The 25,560-nt window shown below is 59.0% G+C and carries 20 protein-coding genes and 1 tRNA gene; 15 read left to right on the top strand and 6 right to left on the bottom strand.

Annotated features, from left to right (window positions below):
- Positions 1 to 64: 64 nt before the first annotated feature.
- The 4 genes from ACRQHG_RS08360 (at position 65) to ACRQHG_RS08375 (ending at position 6,620) form a co-directional block, all read left to right on the top strand.
- On the top strand, positions 65 to 1,639 hold the full coding sequence (locus tag ACRQHG_RS08360; protein WP_435713476.1) for a DUF7059 domain-containing protein: 1,575 nt from the start codon (positions 65 to 67) through the stop codon (positions 1,637 to 1,639).
- A gap of 170 nt (positions 1,640 to 1,809) precedes the next feature.
- Entirely contained in the window at positions 1,810 to 4,581 is a 2,772-nt protein-coding gene (topA, locus tag ACRQHG_RS08365) for a type I DNA topoisomerase (protein WP_284883418.1), read from the top strand.
- Positions 4,582 to 5,274 (top strand): dTMP kinase, encoded by a 693-nt coding sequence (gene tmk / locus ACRQHG_RS08370; protein ID WP_284883419.1) that lies wholly within the window; start codon positions 4,582 to 4,584, stop codon positions 5,272 to 5,274. It abuts the gene before it with no gap.
- Positions 5,271 to 6,620 (top strand): DNA polymerase III subunit delta', encoded by a 1,350-nt coding sequence (locus tag ACRQHG_RS08375; protein ID WP_284883420.1) that lies wholly within the window; start codon positions 5,271 to 5,273, stop codon positions 6,618 to 6,620. The genes tmk and ACRQHG_RS08375 overlap by 4 nt, the downstream gene beginning before the upstream one ends.
- 49 nt (positions 6,621 to 6,669) lie before the next feature.
- On the opposite strand, the gene ACRQHG_RS08380 is transcribed toward ACRQHG_RS08375, so the two are convergent.
- On the bottom strand, positions 6,670 to 7,743 hold the full coding sequence (locus ACRQHG_RS08380; protein ID WP_284883421.1) for a 2,3-butanediol dehydrogenase: 1,074 nt from the start codon (positions 7,741 to 7,743) through the stop codon (positions 6,670 to 6,672).
- A gap of 196 nt (positions 7,744 to 7,939) precedes the next feature.
- Between ACRQHG_RS08380 and ACRQHG_RS08385 the strand changes: the two genes are divergently transcribed.
- The 5 genes from ACRQHG_RS08385 (at position 7,940) to ACRQHG_RS08405 (ending at position 12,657) form a co-directional block, all read left to right on the top strand.
- The gene (locus tag ACRQHG_RS08385; RefSeq protein WP_284883424.1) at positions 7,940 to 9,457 is read left to right on the top strand and encodes an alpha/beta hydrolase; all 1,518 of its coding nucleotides are present in this window, start codon (positions 7,940 to 7,942) and stop codon (positions 9,455 to 9,457) included.
- A 570-nt stretch (positions 9,458 to 10,027) separates the two neighbouring features.
- A tRNA-Thr gene (locus ACRQHG_RS08390) sits at positions 10,028 to 10,103 on the top strand.
- 192 nt (positions 10,104 to 10,295) lie between these two features.
- Entirely contained in the window at positions 10,296 to 10,811 is a 516-nt protein-coding gene (locus ACRQHG_RS08395) for a ClbS/DfsB family four-helix bundle protein (protein WP_284896972.1), read from the top strand.
- A 66-nt stretch (positions 10,812 to 10,877) separates the two neighbouring features.
- Positions 10,878 to 11,774, top strand: a complete 897-nt coding sequence (locus tag ACRQHG_RS08400) for an ABC transporter ATP-binding protein (protein WP_284883479.1) — start codon at positions 10,878 to 10,880, stop codon at positions 11,772 to 11,774.
- Position 11,775: 1 nt separating this feature from the next.
- The gene (locus ACRQHG_RS08405; RefSeq protein WP_284883480.1) at positions 11,776 to 12,657 is read left to right on the top strand and encodes a hypothetical protein; all 882 of its coding nucleotides are present in this window, start codon (positions 11,776 to 11,778) and stop codon (positions 12,655 to 12,657) included.
- 597 nt (positions 12,658 to 13,254) lie between these two features.
- Here ACRQHG_RS08405 and ACRQHG_RS08410 read toward each other — a convergent pair.
- Positions 13,255 to 14,535 carry an ATP-binding protein gene (locus ACRQHG_RS08410; protein WP_284883481.1) on the bottom strand — a complete coding sequence of 427 codons (1,281 nt, stop codon included), beginning with the start codon at positions 14,533 to 14,535 and terminating at the stop codon, positions 13,255 to 13,257.
- Between the two features lie 690 nt (positions 14,536 to 15,225).
- Here ACRQHG_RS08410 and ACRQHG_RS08415 point away from each other — a divergent pair.
- Together ACRQHG_RS08415 and ACRQHG_RS08420 are read left to right on the top strand one after the other, a co-directional pair.
- Positions 15,226 to 16,311 carry a hypothetical protein gene (locus ACRQHG_RS08415; RefSeq protein WP_284883482.1) on the top strand — a complete coding sequence of 362 codons (1,086 nt, stop codon included), beginning with the start codon at positions 15,226 to 15,228 and terminating at the stop codon, positions 16,309 to 16,311.
- 148 nt (positions 16,312 to 16,459) lie between these two features.
- Complete coding sequence (locus ACRQHG_RS08420; RefSeq protein ID WP_284883483.1) at positions 16,460 to 17,368, top strand: GIY-YIG nuclease family protein; 909 nt, start codon at positions 16,460 to 16,462, stop codon at positions 17,366 to 17,368.
- A 129-nt stretch (positions 17,369 to 17,497) separates the two neighbouring features.
- Here ACRQHG_RS08420 and ACRQHG_RS08425 read toward each other — a convergent pair whose 3' ends face one another.
- The 4 genes from ACRQHG_RS08425 to ACRQHG_RS08440 are packed head-to-tail and all read right to left on the bottom strand — an operon-like array spanning position 17,498 to position 20,915.
- Positions 17,498 to 18,244, bottom strand: coding sequence for an amino acid ABC transporter ATP-binding protein (locus ACRQHG_RS08425; protein ID WP_284897595.1), 747 nt, complete (start codon positions 18,242 to 18,244; stop codon positions 17,498 to 17,500).
- Positions 18,237 to 18,905, bottom strand: a complete 669-nt coding sequence (locus ACRQHG_RS08430) for an amino acid ABC transporter permease (protein WP_026429043.1) — start codon at positions 18,903 to 18,905, stop codon at positions 18,237 to 18,239. The genes ACRQHG_RS08425 and ACRQHG_RS08430 overlap by 8 nt, the downstream gene beginning before the upstream one ends.
- Before the next feature lie 20 nt (positions 18,906 to 18,925).
- The gene (locus ACRQHG_RS08435; RefSeq protein WP_284897593.1) at positions 18,926 to 19,705 is read right to left on the bottom strand and encodes a transporter substrate-binding domain-containing protein; all 780 of its coding nucleotides are present in this window, start codon (positions 19,703 to 19,705) and stop codon (positions 18,926 to 18,928) included.
- A gap of 58 nt (positions 19,706 to 19,763) precedes the next feature.
- Positions 19,764 to 20,915 carry a trans-sulfuration enzyme family protein gene (locus tag ACRQHG_RS08440; protein WP_284897591.1) on the bottom strand — a complete coding sequence of 384 codons (1,152 nt, stop codon included), beginning with the start codon at positions 20,913 to 20,915 and terminating at the stop codon, positions 19,764 to 19,766.
- A gap of 451 nt (positions 20,916 to 21,366) precedes the next feature.
- Between ACRQHG_RS08440 and ACRQHG_RS08445 the strand changes: the two genes are divergently transcribed.
- The 4 genes from ACRQHG_RS08445 to ACRQHG_RS08460 all read left to right on the top strand — a co-directional run bounded on the left by ACRQHG_RS08445 (position 21,367) and on the right by ACRQHG_RS08460 (position 25,495).
- Positions 21,367 to 21,888, top strand: coding sequence for a PadR family transcriptional regulator (locus ACRQHG_RS08445; RefSeq protein ID WP_284897589.1), 522 nt, complete (start codon positions 21,367 to 21,369; stop codon positions 21,886 to 21,888).
- Between the two features lie 26 nt (positions 21,889 to 21,914).
- Positions 21,915 to 22,739 carry an ABC transporter ATP-binding protein gene (locus ACRQHG_RS08450; RefSeq protein WP_284897598.1) on the top strand — a complete coding sequence of 275 codons (825 nt, stop codon included), beginning with the start codon at positions 21,915 to 21,917 and terminating at the stop codon, positions 22,737 to 22,739.
- An 8-nt stretch (positions 22,740 to 22,747) separates the two neighbouring features.
- Positions 22,748 to 24,934: an FtsX-like permease family protein gene (locus ACRQHG_RS08455; RefSeq protein WP_435713478.1), complete on the top strand. Its 2,187-nt coding sequence runs from the start codon at positions 22,748 to 22,750 to the stop codon at positions 24,932 to 24,934.
- A 135-nt stretch (positions 24,935 to 25,069) separates the two neighbouring features.
- A complete protein-coding gene (locus ACRQHG_RS08460) occupies positions 25,070 to 25,495 on the top strand; it encodes a P-loop NTPase fold protein (RefSeq protein WP_435719924.1) in 426 nt (141 codons plus the stop codon).
- Positions 25,496 to 25,560: the final 65 nt, after the last annotated feature.

Raw genomic sequence — 25,560 nt, forward strand, 5'->3', positions numbered from 1 at the left:
ATCCAGCTCCTGCTTCTTTACCCGGGGCTTTCCTCAACACGGCCGGGCAGTTTACTGTTATGGCATGGAGCTCTTTGTCCCGGGCGCCTCCGAGCGCCTCGCCACCACGTTACGTCAAGATCTCACAGGCTATACCACCGCACATATATCCACCCTGCTCGGCCCGGAAGCCACCGCCGCCATGCGCCGCGAGCAGCGCATCCCCGCGCTTCTCGCGTGCGAAAAAGTATGCCACCAGTCCACCGCCCCGCACACCGAAGCGGAAATCCTGGCCTGCCAGGTTCGCCTCCTTATTCTCGGAGACACGTTGAGCGCCGCGGAACTCGAAGGCGCTTTTCCTGCCACCTTCGGTGACCGGATCACGCGCGACGCCCTGCTCGTTATCGGCAACGCGGGATACCGGGCCCGCTTCCAAGTGGTCCCCGTTCCGCTCGACATTACCCGCAAGGGCACCCGCCGGATCACCCGCACCGAAGTGCTGATCGCCTCCGATTTTGGGGAACTGGCCGGCCGGGTGCCCGGAGCCCACCACGTTATGCCGGTGGGTGGGGCCACCCGCACCCTCGCGAATATCGTCACCTATTCCGGGGGACGGGTTCTGGATGTGGGAACCGGCTGCGGGATCCATGCCATTAGCGCCGCGCTGCACGGCTGCGAGGTGGTCGCCACCGATATTTCATCGCGCGCTTTGCAATTCGCCTCCCTCAATATCGCGCTCGCGGCCGTGCGAGTGGAGCTGCTCCAAGGCTCCCTTTTCGATCCGGTGGAAGGGCGTTTCGACACCATCGTGTCCAATCCGCCCTTCGTTATCACCCCTGCAAGCGTCCGGCAAAAAGTCGATTTCGAGTACCGCGACGGTGGTTTCGGCGGGGATACTCTCCTCTCCGAACTCATCTCCGCGCTCCCCAACCACCTCACGGATTCCGGCACCGCCTATATTTTGGGGAATTGGGAAGTGGAAGACGGCTGCTCCTGGGATACCCACCCGCAGGTGTGGGCCCGGGTGGCGGGCCTCGACGCCTGGTTCATTGCGCGTGATGAAGTAGACCCGGCCCACTACGTGGAAATGTGGCTCCGGGATGGCGGCCTGCGCCCGCGCGATGCCGGATACGAGGATGCCTACCGTACCTGGCTCGATGATTTTGCCGCGCGCGGGATACGCGCCATCAGCCTGGGCTACGGGATTCTCTCTCGCCCGGCTGCCACTCGCGAACCCATGATCCGCACCGAGGAAATACCGGGCCGCCCCCAGGGTGATATCCGCCAGCATATTCAGCGGGTGTGGAATAACCGGCACCTGGTGGCCGCCCCCGATGAGGATTTAGCGCAGCGCCACCTCACCCGCACCGAAGTAATCGAGCATCGTTTTTATGACCCGGGGGCAGCCGATCCGCTGCGTATTGTTCTCGCGCACACGGGCGGATTCCAGCAGACCCTCCCGGCCGATTCCCAAGTCGCGGCTTTCGTGGGTGCCTGCGATGGCGAGTTGAGCGTGGGAGCCCTATGCCAGGCGATTGCGCAGATTTACGGAGAAGATAGCGGTGCGGTTCAGGCCCGCCTGCTCGAGACGGTGCGCGAGCTCATCGCCACCGGGCTCTTGACCGAAGGAACAGGAATGGGAACAGGAACCGGGAGCTAGGCGATAAACCATAGAGTGCCCGTAACGAGCCACCCGTCACGAGTACCTGTAAGGAGTACCCGTCACGAGCGCCGGTTTTCGGCGCGGGCGTGCTACCGTGTGACAACAGGGCACAAAATATGTGTTGGAGGCGTGACCTTGTCACGCCGTGAGTAGTGAGGGATGCAGTTGTGACGAAGCTGGTTATCGTGGAGTCTCCCGCCAAGGCGCGCACGATCGGCAGGTACCTAGGCGAAGATTTCGAGGTGCTGGCGTCCGTGGGGCACATTCGAGACCTGCCCCAGCCCTCGGAGCTCCCCGACAGTATGAAGAAGGGCCCCTACGGGCGCTTTGCTGTTGATGTGGACGGTGATTTCGCGCCCTACTACGTTATTTCTGCCGGGAAGAACAAAACTGTTGCCGAGCTGAAAAAAGCTTTGAAGAACGCCGACGAACTCTTCCTGGCAACCGATGAGGACCGCGAGGGGGAAGCAATCGCCTGGCACCTTTACGAGGTGCTCAAGCCGAAAGTTCCCACCTCGCGGATGGTCTTCCACGAAATCACTCCCGAGGCGATCTCCCGCGCCCTAGAAACACCCCGCGCCCTCGATACCCAGCTGGTGGACGCCCAGGAATCACGCCGTATCCTCGACCGCCTGGTCGGCTACGAAGTCTCGCCGCTCCTGTGGCGCAAGGTCGCCGCGGGACTCTCCGCCGGCCGCGTTCAATCCGCCACCACTCGCCTGGTTGTGCAACGCGAACGTGAACGCATGGCTTTCGTTTCCGCCTCGTATTGGGACGTGACCGCTACTTTCGGCACGTCCGAACAATTTGAAGCAGCCCTCCATTCCCTTGACGGCGCGCGTATTGCTTCCGGTAAAGATTTTGGCGACGACGGCGCCCTCTCCGCCAAGGCCACTAAAGAAGGCGTACGTGCTTTGAACGCCGAGCTGGCCGGTGAGCTGGCGGAAACACTCGAAGGCGCGAGGGGCACAGTACGCACCCGGGAAGAAAAGCCGTATCGCCGTCGCCCTGCCGCCCCCTTCACCACCTCAACCTTGCAGCAGGAAGCCGGGCGTAAACTCCGCCTCTCCTCGCGTCAAACAATGCGGATCGCCCAGTCGCTGTACGAATCGGGCTATATCACCTATATGCGTACCGATTCCACGAACCTATCCGCGCAGGCCATCAGCGCGGCCCGCAGCCAAATCAAGGAATTGTACGGGCAGGCTAGCCTGCCGGAAAAGCCGCGTTTCTACGGTAAGAAAGCGAAGGGCGCGCAGGAGGCTCACGAAGCTATCCGCCCGGCCGGTGATCATTTCCGCACCCCGCAGATGGTGGCCGGGGAACTGTCCGGCGCGGATTTCCGCCTCTACGAACTCATTTGGAAGCGCACGGTTGCTTCCCAGATGGAAGATGCGCGCGGGCAAACGGTTTCGCTAAAAATTGATGTGCCGGTGAGCGGGGCGGCCGGTGCCCAAACCGCCACCTTCTCCGCATCCGGAACGGTGATTACCTTCCCCGGGTTCCTGGCAGCGTACGAAGAAGGCCGGGATGCTAATCGTTACGAAGCTACCGATGCCGCCCGGCTCCCGGACGTGAAAGAAGGAGAAGCGCTGCCGGTCAGCGCCCCGCAGGCCACCGGCCACGAAACTCTTCCCCCGCCGCGCTACACCGAAGCATCGCTGGTGAAGAAAATGGAAGAACTGGGTATCGGGCGCCCCTCGACCTACGCTTCCACGATTTCCACCATTACCGACCGTGGATACGTGGAGCACCGCGGGCAGGCACTCGTTCCTACCTGGACGGCTTTCTCCGTGGTACGCCTCCTGGAAGAAAACCTCCCCGACCTGGTGGATTACGATTTCACCGCCCAGATGGAAACCGACCTCGACCGTATCGCGGAGGGCAGCGGGGATCGGGTCACCTACCTGTCGAAATTCTGGCGGGGAGATGGCGATAAGCCGGGCCTGGAAGGCCGGGTGGAATCCCTCGGGGATATTGATGCACGCGCGATTAATTCCACCCCGATCGGGGAGGGAATCACCTTGCGCAACGGCAAATACGGGCCCTACCTCGAAGTGGAGGGTTCGGATAAACGCGCTTCGGTGCCGGCCGGCATGGCCCCCGATGAAATGACGGTGGAGGCCGCCCGCGACATCCTGGAGAAGGCATCCTCCGATGGGCGTGAGCTGGGTGAAGACCCCGAAACCGGGCGGCGCGTCGTCGTAAAATCTGGGCGTTTCGGGCCGTACGTGACCGAAATTATTCGCGAGGGTGAAGTCGCACTGACTCCCACCGGGAAAGTGTCCAAAAAAGCACCGAAGCCGCGCACAGCCTCGCTGCTGAAATCCATGCAACCGGAAACTGTCACGCTGGAGGATGCGCTGCGTTTGCTGCATCTGCCCCGCGTGATCGGGCAGGGTGAGGACGGGGTGGATATCACCGCGACGAACGGGCGTTACGGCCCGTATATCACCCACGGGAAAGATACGCGCTCGCTGGAAACCGAGGAGCAGATTTTCACGATCACCCTGGAGGAGGCGCAGGCCTTGCTGGCCCAGCCCAAGCGGCGCCGCGGGCAGGCCGCGGCCAAGCCCCCGCTCAAGGAGCTGGGAACCGATCCGGTGACCGAAGCGCCGGTGGTGCTCAAAGAGGGCCGTTTCGGGCCGTATGTGACGGACGGGAAAACGAACGCGTCGCTGCGCAAGGGCGATACCGTGGAGGATATTACCCCTGAGCGTGCTTACGAACTGCTTGCGGATCGGCGCGCGAAAGGCCCGGTGAAACGGCGTACCACGGCGAAGAAGGCCGCGTCTGCAAGCTCAAGCGCGAAGAAAACGACGGCGAAAAAGACTACCGCGAAAACTTCGACGGCCAAGAAGCCGGCTGCGAATAAGACCACCGCGAAGAAGCCAGCCGCGAAAAAGTCCGCTACCGAATCGACCACTGAGAAGGCATAAATGCGCGGGGTGTTCATTACCTTTGAAGGTGGGGATGGAGCTGGGAAAACAACCCAGTTGCAGCTGCTCGCCGCGGTGCTTTCCGAGCGCGGGTACACGGTTGTGCAAACCCGGGAGCCCGGGGGGACCATGCTCGGCACCCAGATTCGGGAACTGCTTTTGCACGGGGGAGCGGTCAGCCCGCGTGCCGAGGCGCTTCTTTACGCCGCGGACCGCGCCCAGCACGTCGCTTCCGTTATTCGCCCGGGCCTGGAGGCCGGGGCGGTGGTGCTATCGGATCGCTATATTGATTCGTCCCTGGCCTACCAGGGCGGGGCGCGCGAGCTCGGCGCAGGAATCCGCGCGATATCCGAGTGGGCCACCGAAGAACTCTGGCCGGACCTCACCGTGCTCCTCGACATCCCGGAAACCGAAGGCTTAGCGCGCGCGGATGACGGCCACTACGACCGCATCGAGGCGGAAGGCCGGGAGTTCCACCGGACGGTGCGCGAGAATTTCCTCGAGCTCGCGGCGGATAATCCGCAGCGCTACCTGGTGCTCAATGCGCGCGAGACTGTTGCCGAGCTGGCCGCCCAGATTAGTGCGCGGGTGGACACTCTGCTGGCAGGCCTGGAAAATCTGGCAGGCGTGGAAAGCGTGGAAAGCCAGGCGGGTCGCGGTGCATCCGGGCCGGTTGTGGGAGAAGCATCATGAGTGTTTTCGACGCGCTTATTGGCCAGCAGCCGGTTGCCGAGCTTTTGCAGCGGGCGGCCTGGGCCTCGCGGATCGGCGACCCGGAGCTGCCCAGCCCGGCCGCGGTTACGGCCGATATGAACACCGGGGGCGCTACCGGTCCGAACGCCGCAGCGTCCGTGGAAACCGCGCCAGATTCTAGTACGACGACGGATATTAGCAGCGCGGCAATGGCCCAAGCATGGTTGGTTACCGGGCCGCCCGGTTCGGGACGCTCGGTTGCCGCGCTCGCTTTCGCGGCTGCCGTGCAATGCACCGGAGCTGTGCCCGGCTGTGGACACTGCCATGCCTGCACCACCACGCTAGGTGGCACCCATCCCGATGTGATCCGGATGGATCCGCGCTCGGTCACGATTTCAGTGGAAGAAACCCGTTCGCTGGTGGCATCCTCCTATACCTTTCCTTCGGTGGGCCGGCGCCGCATCATCATTATTGAAGACGCGGACCGCATGCTGGAACGCACCACGAATGTTCTCCTCAAAGCAATTGAAGAACCCCCGCGCGATACCGTGTGGATTCTGATTACCGCTTCGCCGGAGGATATGCTCCCCACGATCCGATCCCGGTGCCGCCACGTGGCCCTCCAGGTTCCGAGCGTGGAAGCGGTCGCCCAGCTCCTGGCCGGAGAATTCGACGTGGATGAGCGCACGGCCCGCGCGACCGCCCGTATTGCTCAATGCCATATCGGCCGGGCTCGTGCCTTACTTCGTGATCCGCAAGTCGCGGCGGAACGCGCCGCGCTGCTGCGGGAAACTCTTGATGTGAGCGGGACTGCCGACGCGGTGCTCGCCGCCCAGCATCTCCTCGATCACTACCCGGCGAGCGCGGGTGCGGCGTCGACATCCGCGCGTTCCGGAGCCGCATCGAAAAAGGGTGCAAAGGCGGCAGCTGATACCGAAACCGATACCGAGCTCGCGGAATTCCGGGCCAGTATTGGGCTGGGGGAGCGGGAGAGCGGTTCGGCTTCGCAGCGCGCCCAGATCCGCGCTTTTGAGGAACAGCGGAAAAAGCGGGCGGTGCGGGAGGACCGTGACTACCTGGATCGGGCCATGCTTGATGTGCTGGCGCTCTATCGTGATGTGCTGGCGGTGCAGGTCGATGCCGGCGTCGAACTTATTAATGCCGATTTCGAAACACAGATTATCGCGGCCGCGGCGGCTTCCACCCCGGAGCTCTCGGTGGCGCGCATGGACGCGGTGGCGCAGGCGCGGCGCCGGCTGGCCGCGAATGTTGCTCCGCAGCTCGCCCTCGAAGCGATGTTTATCGACCTCGCTTCGCCGGCTCCCGCGCCCGCTTCCGCTCGCTAGTTTGCGCTAGCGGACGCCCGCTAGCGCGCTAGCTCCTTACCCCATCGAGCTACTTCATCGAAACAAGGATCTTCACTTCGCCCGGGTTGCCCTGCAGGCGCTTGTAGCCATCCTCGACAATGCGATCAGCGGTGATCTTCGAGGTGATGAGCGGCTCCAGATTTACCTTGCCTTCCTGCACCAGCTTGATGGACGGTTCGTGATCATTGCAGTAGCCAATGCACGCGCTAATGGAGCGTTCGGGCATCATAATGGCGCCCATGAGATCCAGTTCGAAGGGATGGACGTGCAGGGCCACCACTTCGAGGTGCCCGCCGGTGGTGAGAACGCTGAGAAGCTGATCGGCCACCGCGGAAATCCCGGCGCAATCGAAAGCGAAGTCCGCGAGCACGCCGTCGGTAAATTCCTTCACCTTCTCCAGCAGATCCTCTTCCGCGGGATTGACGATCAGATCGGCAACCCCCACTTCCTTGAGCTTGTTACGGCGAATTTCGGAAGGTTCGGACACGATGGTCTTCACGCCGTAAGCCTTGAGGACCGCGGCGGTGAGCAGCCCAATCGGTCCGGCCCCGCCCACCACGGCAACCTTGCCTTCGGCCTTGCCGAAAGCGGCGCCGGCATGCGCAACCGCGTGATGGCCAACGGAAAGCGGCTCGATCAGAGCGGCCTGATCGAGCGGAATATCGCCAACGTTATGAACCCAGCGTTCCTCCACCACGATCTTTTCAGCCAGGCCACCCCCGCGCCCGGAGATTCCAATGAATCCCATCTTTTCGCAGAGGTTGTACATGCCCTTCTTACAGGCCGGGCATTCCCCGCACACCATAAAGGGTTCCACGGCAACGCGGTCACCGGCCTTCACCTTGGTGACGCCTTCGCCAACTTCATCCACAGTTCCGGAGAATTCGTGGCCAAAAACCACCGGAAGAGTTTCTCCGGAAATGGGGTGGGGTTCATCGGCCGAGGGAGCCGGTGGCATGACTCCGTGGAAATATAGGTGCAGATCAGAGCCGCAAATACCGTTGTACGCCAGGGAAATCTTCACGGTTCCCGGCCGGAGTTCAGGTTCAGGAATATCCTCAAGCCGGACGTCTTCCTTGCCGTAGTAGCGAATAGCCTTCATTCTTCCTCCTTTACGTGGGCACGCAGGTTGGGGCGTGGACGCGACATTCTCAATATGTGTAGTGAGCGTCACATTTAGTCTGTCAGAGGGTGAGTGCCCGCGCAATGCCCGAGACGCGAAAATGCAGTAATTGCACGGCTAGCGAAATTATGGCGGCCTCCTGCCTATTACCAGCTTGCTCCCGTACGCTAGACACGTGAAAAGAACTCTTGCTGCTCTCGGCGCCGTGCTGCTTTTAGTCTCCGGGTGTGCCAATAATGCCCTGGTGCGTGGCGGCACCGGCAATGCCTCCACCGGCGGGTTGCCCGAATATCCGGCGCAGCTCGCCCGGTTTTATGAGCAGCGGGTGGAATGGACCTCCTGCGGCAAAGATCAATGCGCTCGCGTCCAGGTTCCCATGAATTATGAGGACCCGGAAGGGGCGACCATCGAATTATCGATGCGCAAACAAGAGGCGAGTGGCAGCGCCGTCGGCTCTATTTTTATTAATCCTGGTGGCCCGGGTGGTTCGGGTCTTGAGTTGCTCCCCACGGCCTCGATTTCTCTGGGCAAGGATGTTGTCGAAAAATATAATGTCATCGGTTTTGATCCGCGCGGGGTGGGCGAATCCACCCCGATAACCTGTTTCACGGATGCGGAATTGCAGCAGCTCGTGGATACCACCTACCCGGATTCCGATCCGGAGGCGGGCGCGAAGGAGGCCGCGGATGCGCGGCGGGTGGCCGAACGCTGCAAGGAGAAAAACGGCGAGTATCTCAAGTGCGTTGATACCCGTTCGGCGGCGCGGGATCTCGATGTGCTGCGCCACCTGGTCGGGGATCGCTCGCTCAACTACCTGGGCTATTCGTACGGCACGTTCCTGGGTGCGCAGTACGCGGATCTTTTCCCTGCTCAGGTGGGGCGCATGGTGCTCGACGGCGCCGTCGACACCACCCTGGGTACGGCCCGCCTCGCCACCGATCAAACGCGTGGTTTCGAAGAATCCGCGCGCCGTTTCGTGGAATGGTGCCAGCAGGAACAGGGGTCGCGCTGCCCGTTGAAGGGGAGTGTGGATGAGGGCATCGCGCATATGCGCGGTATCATCGACGCCGCAACCGCCACTCCCATCCCCACCGGGAATCCGAGCATGCCGCTTACCGGCGCGCAGGCGCTATCGGCTTTCACCATCCCGTTCTACAGCAAGATGCTGTGGCCGGTGCTCATGGAGGGAATTTCGGAGGTCGATAAGCAAAATAAGGGAACGGTTCTCCAGCTCATCGCCCTGACCGGGCAGAGCCGCGATCCGGGCGACGGGCATTTCTTGGATAATTCCACGGAAGCGAATTGGGCTATTAATTGCGCGGATTACCGGCCCGCCACGGATGCGGAACTGGAGGAAGCCTCGCGGGCAACCAAGGGCGGTCCGCTGCTCGGGGATGCTTACGCGGGTTCGGATTTGTGCCAGGTGTGGCCCACCCAGGCGAAGGAGAATCCGGGGCCGTTCCGCGCGGCCGGCGCGGCGCCCATCGTCGTGATTGGCACCAAGTACGACCCGGCCACCCCGCAGGCATGGGCGAAGTCCCTCGCCGAGGATTTGGAATCTGGCGTGCTGGTCACCTGGGAGGGCGATGGGCACACCGCTTTCGGGACCGCGGGCCGATGCATCGACGACCCAATTCGGCAGTTCTACCTCACCGGAGCCGTTCCGGAAAATCTGAATTGCCCGGCGCGCTAGCCTAGTGAGCGCGCGATTCGCGGCGAGCGGCTGGGGTGAGCAAGGCGTGGTGAACGCCGAGGTGAGCGGGCTGAGCGGGCCGGGGTGCGCTTAATATCGGCCTATCGTCCCAGGCCAGCATGGAATTGCTACAAATTTCACGAAGTTACGGTCCCGTAGTGAAGTTGTACACATAAATAGGGAACGTAATTCTTTGCTCCCTTAGTGCCGGGGCGTTATGCTTGTATGTGCTGACGCGGCCATTCTTGAATGGGCTTTCAAGCAGGGCTGATTGTCAAAAAACTTTATAGACCTGAGCCGCCGGTTGTGGTGGTCGGTGTGCTCATCTGGGGATGTTGTAATCCCCATGTTGCTCCCCGAGGCGAGTTCATGTGACTCTCGCCCCGGGGGGCAACACTTTTCTTTCCTTTCTTTTTACGACGACGACGCGCCTGCCGCTCGGTCGCCCTATCCCGCCCTCAACGTTCGCTAGCTCACGGCACCGGGGTTTGCATGCCCGCGCACCGGCCGGGTAGTATGCATCTGTTGCCTTGTGAACTGGCCGCATACGCAGCTAGCCGCAGGCAGCGTGCCACCTTAGCTCAGTCGGCAGAGCGATTCACTCGTAATGAATAGGTCGAGAGTTCGATTCTCTCAGGTGGCTCCACTTAGACGTCGGATTTGATAAGTAGGCGTTTGCGTTAGCGAGTATGCCCCAAGGGGGTGTAAAAAATCGACTACGTTAGCGGGTTGGGATTTTGCGTTAGCGCGTATCGTGTTTCCCCTTGTAAAATGCGTATCCAGGGTTGAACGCGCTAACGGAGCGTGAAAATAACGCTGCTTCACAAGGAGGTGCGCGGTGAGATCATATGAATCTGGCAGCCAGCTGCAGGTAGAGATCGCTAAACGCGGCAGTCTATTTCTCGGCGAGTTCGCGGACGTGCCCGATGATGGCTGGGATCGGCTGGTTGATGGTGTTGACCGCACGCCCCGGCAGATGATTGCCTACCAGGTGGGCTGGATGGAATTACTGCTTAGCTGGGAACGTGACGAACAAGCCGGTCTTGACGTGGTGACTCCGGCTCCTGGCTATAAGTGGAATCAGTTGGGTGGCTTGTATGAATCGTTCTATCAACGTTGGGAACACGAACCTGCTGAAGATTTGATTGACCAGTTCGGGACCTTGCTCGGAGAAGTGGTCAAGATGGTTGGTGGCCTCACTGAAGCGGAATTGTTCGAGCCGGGTCAGCGGGCGTGGGCGTCTTCCACGCCGTCGGCGTGGCCGGTGTGGAAGTGGGTGCATATCAACACGGTCGCCCCGTTTACAACGTTTCGCACTAAGATCAGGAAATGGAAGAAACTGGACGCCTGCTAGCCGGTAGGCACAGTGATTTCAGTGCCGGCCCTGAAGGTGAACTGGTGCAAAGCTATAGGAGAGCCAATGGAAAAAGTTGTGGACTGTCATGGCCTGAGTAAAACCTACCGGACAGGAACGGTGGCGCTTGATGGCCTCGATTTCACTGTAGAAAAGGGTGCCATTCATGGGCTGGTGGGTAGGAATGGGGCCGGTAAAACTACGTTGATGAAGTGCCTATTTAATCTGATTCGACCCACATCCGGCATCGTTAATGTATTCGGCCATCCTGCCGGGCAGATGGCCCACAAGGTGGGTGGACTGATTGAAATGCCCGCCTTCTATAAACACCTTAATGGAAGGCAAAATTTGGCTCTATTTGCCGGATATTTTGGTGTGGACAGTGCTGAATGTGAGCGTGTCCTCGAACTTGTTGGATTGGCCAATCGCGCTGAAGATAAGGCCTCAGGATACTCTCTCGGCATGAAGCAGCGGCTCGGAATAGCCATTGCCCTTCTGGGCAAGCCCGAGTTGCTGATTCTTGATGAGCCGGTCAATGGCCTGGACCCGCAGGCGATTGCGGAAACCAGAGATTTGATGAGGATCCTTCGGGATTCTGGAACCACAATCTTGCTTTCCAGCCATCTGCTAGGAGAGATTGAGCAAGTTTGCGACACCGTCACCGTCCTGGACTCGGGCAAACTTGTGGCTAACGGTACGCCAGAGCAGCTTCGCCAACAGTTCAACGGTAAGGCTCCATTAGAGCTGCAGGTGGGGGATCCGGCTAAGGCTTCACAGCTTTTGGAGGGTATGGGTGTCAAGGTGAAGGTCGAGGGGTCAATCCTCCTTGCCTATCTGCCGGAGGATGTGACTGCATCCGATCTGGTCAAGGTCCTAGTTAAGGAGGATATCGAGGTCGGGTCCGTCAAAAGACGAGACTCCCTGGAAGCCGCCTATCTGTCGATGACTCAGAAGGAGCAGTGAAATGAGTTCTGTTAGTGTCCAGAAAAGCTCATCAACAGATTTGTGGCAGATCGTTCGCACAGATGTGAAGGCGGCGACCCTTAGGCCGGCGATTCGGATAGCTGTGCTCATCTGGGTTCTCCAAATCGTGATTTTTGCTTATGTAATTCCGTACATCGTCTACCGCACTGCGACCGACGCAATCGGACCCGAAGCTGCTGAAGCTCTACGCGCAGGCTTCGAATTGTCGGTGTTGGGTGAATACGTGACAGCTTCTGTCCCTCTTTACGGCATCCCCGTTGGCGTGGCCGTGGGAGCCATCCTGGTCTGCAGTGACTACGAGTCAAGGACCTTGGGTGTCCTTTTGGCAAGAATCCCCAAGCGCTGGTGGCTTGGAATCAGCCGATTGGTCACCATGGCGGTCGTCTCCTTGGTTATGGCCTTGTGTTCTTTTATTGCAGCGGCTATGTGCTCCACTATTTTCACTGCTATTCGAGGCGTGGGATTCGGCTTTGATTTCGGCGGAACGATGTTGGGTCTTGGCGCCACGGCTCTCGGGCTCTTCTCATATGCAATCTTGGGGTCTTTGTTCGGGTATTTGACCAGGTCGATATTGGGTGCTGTGATGCTCGGCCTTGGCTGGACCTTCGGCATTGAAACGCTTGGCATTGGAATGTTGTCCGGATCTTCGGGCTTCTTCAAAGTCTTGCACGGGTTCACTTTGACTGGGAATATTGGTTCACTTCCGGCAGCGTTGGACAGAACTGAAGTGCTTAGCGTTCTATCTTCGCCCGGGGTTAACACGCTGCATTCAGGCTTAGTAGCTTTGATTTTCATAATTTGCTGGCTGGTGGTTTGCGCTTCTCTGGGCATCTTTCTTCTGTGCAGAAGGGACGTAGCCTAGCGAATAACTCCTACTCCCGAGCTGGCGCCGAGAGAGTGTCTAATGGTTTGTGTGTGAGTAGTGTTTATGAATCAGCCGCCCGCAGGTGACTACTGCGAGAGGCACCGCGAAAAGCAGAAAGAGCCCAAAAGATATTGGCGGCATCTTATGTGCGTGTGGAAACAACGCACCACCGGCGGTTGGGAAATACAACAACAAGCCCAGAGTGATGCTGGAAAGCGTAGCGAAGAGGGATAGTCCGTGCTTACGCATAAGTACTCCAATGAAGGCGAGAGATATGAGCGTGAGTAACATGCAAGCTACTACCAGAGCAGTGATGACGTCGTTCCTGAGGAAGAAGCTGGCCAATATAGTCAGGAAGCTCATTTCTAACACTGACGCAAAAGAGGAGGTAGCCGCACTCGTTTCCACCACGCAGTAAAACAAGCCGACGGCAACAAGCTGAGAACAACCTATGAGCGCTAAACGCTTGACGAGGGGCGTGATTCTCGGGGGGGGGGGATGGCGATGGAAACCCGAAATTACGCTCGTTCACATCTCACCTCCGTATTGCTGTGAATTCTATCGTTGCGTCTCGTCGGCGAAAGTAAGGGCCTGTTAAGGCTTAAGCGCTGCCAAGGGCGCGACCAGCACGCCGTCGTCACGCCGATAAGCCACTTGGGTTCCGGTGACGACAAGCAAGAATGCGGGTTCACCCTCGTGGGAGGTATTGATGCGTTGTGCGAGTTTTTTGAGGTGGTCGGCGGCTTCGTCGATTGATTGTTCCCCAAGTTTCACCTCAACCAAGGCCCAGCGTCCATCATCTAAGACCAGGACGGCGTCGGCTTCTAGGCCTGTTTTATCGCGATAGTGGTAGACCTGACCGCCCAACGCGTCAACATAAACACGCAGATCATGCACGCACAGCGATTCAAAAAGAAGCCCGAAAGTTTCCCAATCGGTCAAAAGCCTCTTCGGGGTGGCGTTGAGCATAACGGCGGCTAGCGACGGATCACAGAAATGGCGCGTAGGGCTGGTGCGAACTGCTGTCTTTGAACGTAAGCGCGGATTCCACGCGGGTAAATCTTCGAATACAAAGGCTCTGTTCAAAGCGTCCACGTAATCAGAAACGGTATTGCGCGCGGGCGGTTCTCCCTGCATATCCTGCGCGATGGTAGCCAGCGTCGCCTGAGAAGAAATATTGCGGGCGTAGGAACGCAAAATTGCCTGCGCCCAGGTGCGGTTTCTGTTAACTCCGTCGATCTGCGCAATATCGATATCTAAGAGAAGTTGGATATACTCTTTCGCCATATCAAGAGCGGTGCCCTCATCCTTTTCGGTGACGGCTTCGGGCCAGCCACCCCGGCAAATTGTGAAAGCAATTCGTTCGATATCAAAATCAACTAAAGCACCGATATCGTGCTGGCCATCAAAAAGCTCGGTAAGAGAAACCACGCCACTTGATTCCCGCGTTTCCCACAGGGACATGGTGCGCATAGTGATCCGCGCGAATCTTCCAATACCCGAGTGGCTTGGCATCTCAGATTGGCGCGGCGTCGACGAACCCGTCAAAATAAATCTGCCGCGGCCATGCTCCCTATCAATGGCGTAGCGCACTGCATCCCAGAGCTGCGGAGCCATCTGCCATTCATCAATCAGACGCGGGCTTTTCCCTTCCAGAAGGAGAGAGGGTTTTGAGAAAGCGAGCTGAAGATAATCAGCGGAACGATCAGGGTCTTGCAAGTAGATAGCGCTCGCTGCTGCCTGTTGTGCGGTGGCGGTTTTGCCGCACCACTTCGGACCTTGAATATGTACAGCTCCAGCCGCTTTGAGTTTTCGCGCCAGCAGGCTGTCGGTTACCCGAGGTAAATAGGCTGGATGGGCTGAAGAATCCCCCATATGGATACCTTCCTTTCACTCTCGTATCACATGTTAACACGCCAGTTGTGCAAGTTGGACCGTTTTTATTGTGCAAGTTGGACGTTTTCTGTTGTGCGGATTGGACAGGTTCTGTTGTGCAAGTTGGATCATCGCTTACGTCACTTATGCCGCTTAGATGGCCTCCGAAGGCTGCCGCATGCGGCGCACTCCGAGGTAGTCATCAGGCTTCTTAATGAAGCTTCCTGCCGTACTTACAGTGTTCATTCAGTTTCATAGGGCCGCATTCTTCTTGGGCGCTCATCGCCGGTGGTAAATTCGTCACAGCGAAATATTTGCCGCTTTTTACTATTTGGCAGCCAAATTGCGGGGCTTGCTAGCGGTATTGGTGGATGGGTGTATTTGCCCAGGCGGGAGTGTGTTCTAAGCTAGCTGCAATGCTATAGTGGCGCGCGGAATGGTCAAGAGATGGGGTAAGAATCAAATATAAACATATTGGAAATATATCGCCCTTATATCACTATATTTAGTCCCAAAACTAAGTATGTTTGCGTGTTAACATGTAAAACGATTTAGGTGTTGCGCCCGTGTCGTCCCTGCTCGTTGGATATGTGGAACTGTGCGAATTCCACACTGCCACCTACTGCGAGGCGCGGAACAACACTGGAGATATGAATGAACCATTATTTGTCCTGGAATTGGGGTGAATGAATGAAGGATCTCTTGCTCCGATCAATCGCGGGAGTTGCTATCGCTTTCCTCTCTTTGGGTATGGCCACCCCAGTGGCCCTTGGTGTGGGGAGTAATGAGAATGCGGAATACGGCAGGGGGAGCATTCAGAAATTCTCACGAATCAGCATTAATACGGGTTGTGATAAGGGCGAAACCAGGCTTAGTGTGACGGAAACGAAACGGAAGTACCGCCTCAAACTCTCCATGAAGGTCGTTCTCGCGGGTGGGCATGGCAAGCCTAGCTTCGCGGCGCCCTTTCTGAAGCTACGCATCAATGATACCTATAACTGCAAGTGGCAACCCGCGAATCCAATTCAATCCGCGCTCATCGTCAGAGATGAGGAGGGCAATCCCAAAGTTACTCTGGGCATACCACATTACTTTAATTGTGACGGTGAACTTGACCTAACGAGCGATGCCCAAGCTGCCAAGCCGGTAACGATAACGTACCTTGCGCGCGAGACGCGCTGGGGCGAATGGAAAAATATTGGAGTTACCACTCCAGCCGTAGAAAACCGCGTCCCTACGTATCGGCTTAAGATTGGCGATAGCTACTTCGGCGAATCGACAACCTTTGAGAATCTCGACCTCAACGTCCCAAGCGATAACTTGGTTGCGGGAACTAAATTATCGCTAATTGCGCGAACTCAGGATACGGAAGACGTAGTCGCCTCGAAGGTGCTGAGTGCCAATGAATTGTGCCCGCCGGAACCTATTGACAAACCTGAGCCTTCCGAACCCAAGGATGAGGAAGAAGAGGAACCCGCTCCCGACCCGACCCCAACGTCAGGTGTGAACACTCCGCCGCCGGCCCTACTCACTCCGTTACCGAGCTCTACTCCAACACCGAGTCTCACGCCAACACCAACCACGATTCCGTCGCTAACAGCTACTCCACCAGCACGAACAGAACCACCAACCTCGCCCACCCCGAACCACCCGCGTAATACAGGCGGCACTGGCACGAGCTTGGCCCATACCGGCGCAGTTACCCTGCCTTTGGCCGTTCTCGCTGGCGTCCTCATCAGCGTGGGAAGCATAAGCCTACGGAGGCTACGCGACTAATTGCGTGGCGATAGTCGTGCCCAGTCGCAGCTGCTGCACTTTCACATAGAATCTGAGAGGAGCATCGGCACATCGGGGGAACCTAGGCGCGGAACGCAGCCGCGTCTAGGTAAACCCCTGATAGAACCCACGGAAAGGCACTGGTGGCATGGCGCGAGGCAAAGCGATTGAGCTGTTCTTGGTGGATGGCACGCCCGGCGGGATCATGACGGCAAGCATCGCCGACTGGACGGGCGTCGTCGTATCTGCACGCCGCGACCAGTTATCGGAACTGCTGCGCCGCGAAGACGCCCACGGCAACGGCGTCTACCTCCTCCTCGGCGCGGACCCGGACGCCATCGATAACACCTGGTGCTACATCGGTAAAACCGAAAATTTCAGCGAGCGCCTGCGCACCCACGACCAGCGCAAACCGCAATGGAACCGGGTCGTCATTATCGGCAGCATGCAAAAATCTTTCAACGAAGGGCATTGGGGTTACCTGGAGTCGCGCCTCGTGGATATTGCCCAGGCCGCCGAGCGCTGTTCCATGCCCGATAACAAGCAGGTCCCGCGGCTGCGCAAGCTTTCGGAGGGGCAGCAGGCCTCGGCGGAATCTTTCCTGGATAACGTCAAGGTCATTCTTCCGATTCTCGGCGTGAATGTGCTGCGTTCGCGTTCCACGATTCCCGCTGCTCCCGCTCCCGAAACGCCCGCGCCCACGTCCGCGCTATTCCACTTGCGCCAGGCCAATAAAGGGGTGGATGCCACGATGCAGCTGGTAGATGGCGAGTACTTCGTTCTCAAAGGTTCGCGCGTCGTCGCCGAATGGCAGCTGCGCGGCGCCTCCGAATCGACGCTCCGCTCCTACACCAGCTACGCCGCGCTGCATCACAAGCTCGTCGACGATGGTTCCATAAAAATTTCCGGCGGCACTGCGGTTCTCACCCGCGATATTGCCTTCGGCTCGCCTTCCACCGCGGCCGCGGTGATCCTGGGGCGCTCCTCGAACGGCCGGCGCGAATGGCTCGCGGATGACGGCCGCACGTTCGGCGAATGGGAAGCGGATAACGCCTAGGAACGCGCGCAGGTGCGCGCTATGTTAGTACGACGACGCCGCGCCTGCCGGGCCGCGCGCCCGCCTGGCTATCACCGCAAGCCGCGCCGCGCCAGAAACCGCCCGGGGCCGCAAACCGCGCGCCGCGCCCTACAGGTTTTCTGACGGGTCGTACACCGATAGGAATTTCACGATGCGCTCGTTCGTGGATGTGAAGAAATCTTCCGGGGCGCCCTCGTACTGGATATGGCCCGCGTCCAAGAAAACCACCTGGTCGGCCACGCGCCTGGTGAAATTCATATCGTGACTCACCACGATCAAGCCTTGCCCCTGGCTGGCTAGTTCGGAAAGAACCTTGGACACCTCGGCGGCGAGCTCCGGATCCAGCGCTGAGGTTGGTTCGTCGCATAAAAGATACTTCGGGCGCATGGCTAGTGCCCGGGCGATTGCCGCCCGCTGGGCCTGGCCGCCAGAAAGCTCGGCAGGATACGCATCTGTTTTCGCGCTGAGGCCAACTCGCTCAAGTAATAATTCGCTGTCGGCCCGCGCGGCTTTCTGGTTTTTTCCGTGCAGTCGTGGCGCAAGTTCAACGTTCTCGCGCACGGTCAGGTGCGGGAATAGGTGAAAACCCTGGAAAACCATCGCGGAATGCGAACGGATTTTTTCTTTATCTGCCCGCGTGACCTGGGCGGGGAAGCTAAGCGAGAAATCCTCAACCCGAATGCTCCCGGAATTGGGGATCTCCAGCAGGTTCAGCGTGCGCAGCAGCGTGGATTTACCGGAACCGGATGGGCCCACGATCACGGTCGTCTTGCCGGGCGAAAAGCTCGCGGTGACGCCCCCTAAGGCGTGGATATCAGTGCCGAAGGTTTTAGCTAGGTCTTTAATCTCAATCATTTTTCACCACGTGCTTGGAGGTTTTCTTTTCTAGGTATGCCTGCAGCCAGGTCAGCAGGGTGCAGATAGCGAGGTAAATCGCGGCAACTTCAACGTACAGCACCAGCGGCTCATAGACGCGCGCGGTGATTTGCTGGCCGATCTGGAAAACATCGGAAATAGTAATAACGGATGCCAGCGACGTTGATTTCACCAGGTTCACGAACTCGTTACTGATCGAGGGCAGGGCGATTCGCCAGATCTGCGGGCCAATAACGTGCCGCAGTGTTTGCCAATGCGTGAGCCGCAAGGTGGATGCGGCCTCCCACTGGCCGGAGGGGATGGAGAGTTGCGCCCCGCGGATTCCCTCGGAGATATACGCGCCGGTGTTGAGGGAAAAAGTGATGATCGCGGCGAGCCAGGCCGATAGCGTGATACCAACCTTGGGTAGCCCGAAAAAGACAATGAATAGCTGCACGAGGAGCGGGGTGCCGCGGAAAATCCACACGTAGAACCACGCTATGGCTCGAGCTATCCGACTCTTCGATAGCCTCAACTGGGCGGTGATGATGCCCAACACGAGCGCAATCGCGAAAGAGATGAGCGAAAGCGGAATCGTAACTTTTAACGTGGCTTCTAAGAGTTGCGGAAAAGACTCGAGCCATAGCGTGATCGTATTCATGACGTACCTTTTATATGGGCTTAGTTAGGCGAAATATCTTCGCCGATGTACTTTTCGAAAATCTGTGCGTACGAGCCGTTGCTGAGGCCCTTGGCAATAGATTCGTTGAGTTTGTCCTTGAGGGGATCGGAGCCCTTGGCTAGCATGACCGAAATCTGGACCGGCTCGCCGCCGGGAACTTTGATGCCGTCCAGATCGGTTGCGGTGGTCTTCTTCAGGAAGTCAGAAACCGTCACCACGTCGTTGACCGTGCAGTCTGCCTGGCCGTTAATGACCAGCTGGGTTGATTCCGAAAAACCTTGGGTGGGTACAATCTCGGCTCCGGCCGCGGCGGCAGTCTGACCGTAGTCAGAAGACGGAGTCTGGGCGCACTTCTTGCCTTTCAGATCCTCCAGCTTGGTAATACCGGCGCCCTTTTTCACCAGAATCTCGGAACGAGAAATGGCGTAAGGGTTGGTGAAATCGTATTTCTGCCGGCGTTCTTCGGTCGGGTTAATGTTATTGATGACGATGTCATATTTGCCCGTATCAAGGCCGGCAATGAGCGAATCCCATTTTGTCTCAACGAATTCGGGTTCAACGCCGAGGTCTTGGGCGATGAGCTTGGCGATTTCCACCTCAAAGCCCACCAGTTTGCCCGACTCGTCGTGGTAGCCGTAGGGCACGAAGGTTCCTTCGATACCCACTTTGAGTTTTCCGGATTCTTCTACCTGGGCGAGCGCGTCTTTCTTGGCGCCGCAACCGCTCAGTACGGTCGCAGCGGCAAGGCCGGCAGCCAGCACCTTAATTATTTTCTTCATTGTGGTTCCCTTAATTGATGGTTGGGGTGATTAATAGTTTGGGTACCTGATGGTTCCCTTAGTTGATAGCGGACAGGGCATTTTCTAGGTCGGCCTTGAGATCGTGAGCATCCTCAATGCCAACGGATAAGCGCAGCAGGCGATCAGAGATGCCCGCCTTTTCGCGTTCTTCCGGGGTGAGATTTTCGTGGATCATGCTTGCCGGGTGGCAGATGAGAGTTTCCACGGAGCCCAGGGAAACCGCGAAGCGCATAAGCTTCAAATTCTTCGCGAAGGTGTGGAAGTCGATACCTTCAGCGAGCTCAAAGGCGAAGAGCGCGCCGTCGCCCTTCGACTGACGGGCGTGAATCTCCTTTTCTTTGGGGGAATACCAGCCCGGAGCCAATACTCGCGAAACTGCCGGGTGATTTTCAAGGTAGTCCCGCAGGATTGCGGCGTTTTCTTGCTGCCGGTCGAGCCTGATAACAAGCGTTTTCAACCCGCGCAGAATCGAATAAGAATCGAAAGGGGAGAGGGGATTACCCAGCGCCTTGGAGGCTATTTTCAGGCTGGCATACCAGGCGTCGTCGTTCGTTAAAATGAAGCCCGCTAAAACGTCCGAGTGCCCACCGAAATACTTCGTTCCCGAATAAACCACGGCGTCTGCGCCCAGTTCCAGGGGCTTTTGCAAGTAGGCGGTTGAGAACGTATTATCAACAACAACCTTGGCATTAACTTTTTTCGCCAAAGTCACAACATGAGAAATATCGGTCACCCGCAGGGTGGGATTCGTAGGCGATTCCAGAAATACCAGCGCGGTATCCTCGGGAATCTCGGTCAGCTCGTTGAAATCGTCGACGAACTCGGCGGTTATCCCGCGGCGTGCGAAAAATTCATCAACAAAGAGGAACGTGCCTCCGTACACCGAGGAGGTAAGTAAAACCCGGTCGCCTGTGGTCAGGGAGGAAAATACCGTTGCGGTTGCAGCCATTCCGGTGGCGAAAGCCAGGGCGTGCTCGGCGCCTTCCACGTACGCGACCGCGGATTCGACGGAGCCGCGGGTCGGGTTGGAGCTGCGCTGATACCCGTACGGTCCGGCCGAGCCGTCGGTGGGCTGCTCGAACGTGGAGGCCAAATAAATAGGCGGGATCACCGCGCGGTACTGGTCATCCGGGCGCGATGCGGAGTAATCGTTAACGACTCGGGTGGCAAAAGATAGAGTTTTAGGCATAGTTAATCCATTTTTGGGTGCGTGAAACTACGGATATTGCTATCCGAAAAATAAGGGAATTGTGCCCACTACGGGCGATGCGGCGATGAAAATGCGCTAACTGAATTTAGCGGCACATGCACATTCGCATGCACATACACATGCAGGTACCCAGAGCCATGGAGGCGGATACGAATGCAGCGGTGTTGAAAGCCATGGTTGAAAGAGTAATGGCAAAATCCGCGCGACGCAAACTGAGTGGGAAAATCGTTTGCGGTTTTTGCCTCCTTGACCTGCGGTAGTAACGACGACGCCGCGCCTGCCGCCCCGCGTGCCCGTGTGGCTATCACCGCAACCCGCCCGGTGCACTTAGTTTTCGCTACGGCTCCCACGCTCCTTGCGCTCCCTGTACTGGCCGCTATACACTCGGTGACTAGTAGAACTAGTTACTGAGTGAATAGTTGGTATCGGGATGGAAGTTCAGTACGCATTCCTCGGTTTGCTTACCCGCGAACCGAATTACGGCTACGAGCTGAAAAAGCTCTACGACCGCTACTTCGCGGGCGATAAGCCGATTTTGGCCGGCCAGGTGTATGCCACCCTGGCGCGGCTGGCCCGCGATGCCAAGGTGGCGCAGGTCGATGTTCATGAAAGTTCGGGTGGCCCGAGCCGCACGCGCTACGCTCTCACCACTACCGGGGAAAACGCGCTGCGTGAATGGTTGGCCACCCCGGAAGTCCCGGCGCTCGCCCTCCAAGAAGACCTCTATTTCAAAACGATTCTCTCGCTCCTCGTCACCGGAGATGCCTCTAGCTATCTCAAAGCGCAGCGTGCCACCCATCAGCAGCGCATGCGTGAACTCACCACTCGCAAACAGAATGCCCCGCTGGCCGAAAAACTTCTTCTCGACAGCGCCATTTTCCATATCGAGGCCGATCTGCGGTGGATCCAATTGACCTCCTCGCGCCTCGACCAGCTCAAGGAGGAGCTATGAGCAATCCCACTGTGACCGGCGCGGATATGAGCCCGGCGGCTACGCGCACAACAGCCGCAACAGCCGCGAGCGATATCATCCTTTCCGCCCGCGACCTCGCGAAAAGCTACGGCAAAACCGCTGCCTTGCGCGGCGTCAGCGTGGATATTCGCCGCGGGGAAGTCCTGGCGATTATGGGGCCCTCCGGCTCGGGTAAATCGACCCTGCTCCATGCCCTGGCCGGTATCGAACTTCCCGATAGCGGCACGGTCACGTACTTCGGCCCAACCCCAGCGGACCGGCACAGCGCACCGGCGGACTCGCGCCGCGCCCCGGATTCTTCGCCCGCACGCCAGCTCGCGAGCCAGCCCAGCGCCCCGGATGCCGCGGCCGCGTCCTACCCCCGCGAGCTCACCGCGCTCTCCGATAACGACCGCACTCGGCTGCGCCGCGAGGATTTCGGCTTCGTTTTCCAATTCAGCCAGCTCGTCCCGGAGCTCACCGCCCTGGATAATATCGCGGTGCCGCTCCTCCTGGGCGGCACCAAGAAACGCGCCGCCTATGCCACCGCGTACCGCTGGCTCGAACGTGTCGGCCTGGCGGACCACGCGAAGGCCCTGCCTGGCGAAATGTCCGGCGGGGAAGCCCAGCGCATCGCCATCGCCCGCGCGCTGAGCCCGCACCCCAGCATCCTTTTCGCCGACGAACCCACCGGCTCCCTCGATTCCCTCAACTCCGAATACGTCATGAGCGGCCTGGTCCAACTGGCCCGCGAACACGCCATGACCGTGGTGCTCGTCACCCACGAACCAACCATCGCCGCCTACGCGGACCGCGAGATCATCGTCCGCGACGGAATCCTGGAGGCATAACCATGCATATGGCCTGGATCGTGGTACGCCAATCCCTCAGCCGCACCAAAGGCCGCCTCGCCCTCATCACCGGCGCGGTCGCTTTCGGAACCGTCCTCCTGCTTGCCTTCGCGGCTTTCACCCACGCCACCCTGGATCGCACCGCCGAATCCTGGGAGGACACCCTGCACGATGCACCTTTTGTTTCGGATTTGCCCGCAGCTGCGGCGTCGTCGCACATAAAAATGTATCGCCCCGGTATCGATGACCTTGCGGTGATCGGTGGAGCGCAGGTCGAGGTGGTGTATGTGGACGCGGCGGGGGTGAGCAATCCGGCGCAACTGCACGGCATTACCTGGCCGGGCCGCGGCGAATACCTGCTCTCGCGCGGGACTCGTACCCTGCTGGAAACCAGCGCAAATCCCGCGGTCGCCAACCGCTTCGGGCGCGTGGACCGGGGCACGCTGCCGCAGGAGCTCACCAACGGCCCGGACGACCTCCTCGCTGTGGTGGGCACCGATCTGAGCGAAGTGGAGGATGCCCGCAGTCTCGCGTCCTTCGAGCCGGCCGGCTCCAGCGGAAGCGACCCGAATTTCATTCTGCTTCTCATCGGCCTGGTGGTGCTGCTGTTCCCGGTGCTCTTCCTTATTTCCATTTCGGCGGCGCTCGGCAGTGCCCAGCGCGAACAGCGCTACGCCACTTTGCGCCTGGTGGGGGCTACCCGGCAGCAGGTGCGCGGGATTCTTATTCTTGAGGCCCTGGTGGGAGCGGCGGCCGGGTACGTGCTGGGCGCGGCGCTTTTCACGGCGGCGCGGCCGCTTCTCGCGGAGATTCCGCTGGCGCGCGGGCGCTATTGGGCCGAGTCCCTCGCGGTTACGCCGCTGGCCTACGTGCTCACCGCGCTCGCGATTATTGCGATGGTGGTGGGAGCGAATCTGTGGGGGCTGCGGCGCATCGATGCCACGCCCCTGGGGGTGGTACGACGACGCCGCACTCTCACCCGCCCTTCTCCGCTCAGTTTCGCCGGTATCGTGCTGGCCTGCGCGATCTTTGGCTACCTGTATGTCACCAGCGAGCCGGATAACGCCACCGGCACCGAACAAAATCTTTTCCTGGTGGCCTTGGTCATCATGATGCTCGGCCTGGTGGTGGCGGCGCGCTGGCTGATCTACGCGCTGGCCGGTCTGAGTGCGCGCTGGGCGCGCCGGGCGCCCATGATTATTGGCCAAAAATACGTGCGGGTGCATTCGGGGCGGATCGCCCGCTCGGTTTCCGGGGTGATCCTCGCGCTTTTCGCCGGTACCTTCTTTATTACCACGGTGTCCGAAGTGGATTTTCTGGGTGCGCAGGTACCGACCGTGGCGGAGAAGATGCCAGCTACCACCGCGGTGCTCGCGAACCTCAGCCCGGAGCAGGCCGAGGTCGCGGCCCGGGCGATTCCCGCGAATATTCCGGGGGCCCAGGCTCTTACCGTGCCCTATCTCGCGCGGTCCTGGGTGGTGCTTCCCTGCGATACCGCCGCCCGGGCTGTGGGGCTCACGTGCCAGGGCAGTGGCGTGATGGGCGTGAATTTCTGGGATTTGGCGGATGCGCCGGGCGCCGTCGTCGAAGCTCCTGATGCCACGCAATTAGCCGAAACCGTGCAGGGAAGTTACAACGCGTTTGTTTCCGGGGAGGCGAGCGCGGTGCTGCTGAACCTGCGCGAGCCGGGCGATATTGAGGCCGTGCGCACGGTCCTTATGAATGCGCAGCTCACCGAGCCGGGCGGCGTGTACGTGTTCGCAGGTGGGCGCGGCATCGCGGTGGCGGTGGATAAGACCGTGGAGACGATGACGTACCTGGTCTACGCCGGAATCGCGCTGACTTTTGCGGTGGCGATTGTGTCGCTGCTGGTCTCGACGTACGCGGGGTTATTGGAACGACGCCGCTCTTTGCTGACCCTGCGCCTGAGCGGCATGCAGGTGCGCCAGCTGGCCGCCATGCTCGTGGTGGAGTCGGTGCTGCCGCTGGCGGTGATCGCCACAATCACAACGGCGGCCGGTTTCGGGGCGGGCTGGCTGCTCATGGAGATGCGTTCGGTTTCCCTGGACGCTTCTTTCTCTCCTGTGCTGCTGGTGGCTTTGCTGGCCGCGCTGGTGCTTTCCCTCCTCGCGGTTCTGGCGCTGGTGCCCGCGCTGCGCCGGGTGAGCGAGCCGGCTAATAACGCGCAGGAGTAGGCCCGCCGGTTTTGTTTTCGGTGTACGCCGCCTAAATCCTGATTTCTGGCCGGAAAACAAAGGTGCTTGACAGGGGGGGGGCAACGCGCGATGATTCTTTTATGCCGCTAACTAACCCACTATGAAAGAGGCACTATGACCGACAAAGAAGTTGGATTCAACGACGAGCCGTCGCCCGTAGATCGGCTCGGAATGAACTCGTATATAGAAGGATTTGCTCAATACATCACTCGTTGTCAGACACCAATGACAGCAGCTATTCAGGGTGATTGGGGCTCGGGTAAGACGTCTGCGCTATGCGCCATCAAAGAAAAACTGTCCAAGGATGACTATTGGGTTATCGACTTCAATACCTGGCAGTATTCGCAATTTGATTTAGGTGAACAGCTGGTCTTTTCTCTCATTGGTGAGATTATTAGGAAGATCAATGAACGGGTCGAGCCTTTCGAAAAAGAGAGAAAAAGGACGTTTGATAAAGTCAAGGAAAATGGAGCGAAAGTTGTCGAGCTTCTCCGTCCATTAGCTCGTAAAGCCGCAACTGTTTTAGGTGAGAGTGTCTAATGGTTTGTGTGTGAGGGTGAAAACCACCTAGGAGATAAACCAGAATGACTACCGTGAAACAAGAC

The sequence above is a fragment of the Actinotignum vesiculae genome (genome assembly GCF_051267215.1).
Classification (GTDB): domain Bacteria; phylum Actinomycetota; class Actinomycetes; order Actinomycetales; family Actinomycetaceae; genus Actinotignum; species Actinotignum schaalii.

Coding starts and splice junctions, on each gene's coding strand:
- ACRQHG_RS08360 (WP_435713476.1), top strand. CDS start 65: ATGGAGCTCTTTGTCCCGGGCGCCTCCGAGCGCCTCGCCACCACGTTA.
- tmk (WP_284883419.1), top strand. CDS start 4,582: ATGCGCGGGGTGTTCATTACCTTTGAAGGTGGGGATGGAGCTGGGAAA.
- ACRQHG_RS08375 (WP_284883420.1), top strand. CDS start 5,271: ATGAGTGTTTTCGACGCGCTTATTGGCCAGCAGCCGGTTGCCGAGCTT.
- ACRQHG_RS08380 (WP_284883421.1), bottom strand. CDS start 7,743: ATGAAGGCTATTCGCTACTACGGCAAGGAAGACGTCCGGCTTGAGGAT.
- ACRQHG_RS08400 (WP_284883479.1), top strand. CDS start 10,878: ATGGAAAAAGTTGTGGACTGTCATGGCCTGAGTAAAACCTACCGGACA.
- ACRQHG_RS08405 (WP_284883480.1), top strand. CDS start 11,776: ATGAGTTCTGTTAGTGTCCAGAAAAGCTCATCAACAGATTTGTGGCAG.
- ACRQHG_RS08410 (WP_284883481.1), bottom strand. CDS start 14,535: ATGGGGGATTCTTCAGCCCATCCAGCCTATTTACCTCGGGTAACCGAC.
- ACRQHG_RS08415 (WP_284883482.1), top strand. CDS start 15,226: ATGAAGGATCTCTTGCTCCGATCAATCGCGGGAGTTGCTATCGCTTTC.
- ACRQHG_RS08420 (WP_284883483.1), top strand. CDS start 16,460: ATGGCGCGAGGCAAAGCGATTGAGCTGTTCTTGGTGGATGGCACGCCC.
- ACRQHG_RS08425 (WP_284897595.1), bottom strand. CDS start 18,244: ATGATTGAGATTAAAGACCTAGCTAAAACCTTCGGCACTGATATCCAC.
- ACRQHG_RS08430 (WP_026429043.1), bottom strand. CDS start 18,905: ATGAATACGATCACGCTATGGCTCGAGTCTTTTCCGCAACTCTTAGAA.
- ACRQHG_RS08435 (WP_284897593.1), bottom strand. CDS start 19,705: ATGAAGAAAATAATTAAGGTGCTGGCTGCCGGCCTTGCCGCTGCGACC.
- ACRQHG_RS08440 (WP_284897591.1), bottom strand. CDS start 20,915: ATGCCTAAAACTCTATCTTTTGCCACCCGAGTCGTTAACGATTACTCC.
- ACRQHG_RS08445 (WP_284897589.1), top strand. CDS start 21,367: ATGGAAGTTCAGTACGCATTCCTCGGTTTGCTTACCCGCGAACCGAAT.
- ACRQHG_RS08450 (WP_284897598.1), top strand. CDS start 21,915: ATGAGCCCGGCGGCTACGCGCACAACAGCCGCAACAGCCGCGAGCGAT.
- ACRQHG_RS08455 (WP_435713478.1), top strand. CDS start 22,748: ATGGCCTGGATCGTGGTACGCCAATCCCTCAGCCGCACCAAAGGCCGC.
- ACRQHG_RS08460 (WP_435719924.1), top strand. CDS start 25,070: ATGACCGACAAAGAAGTTGGATTCAACGACGAGCCGTCGCCCGTAGAT.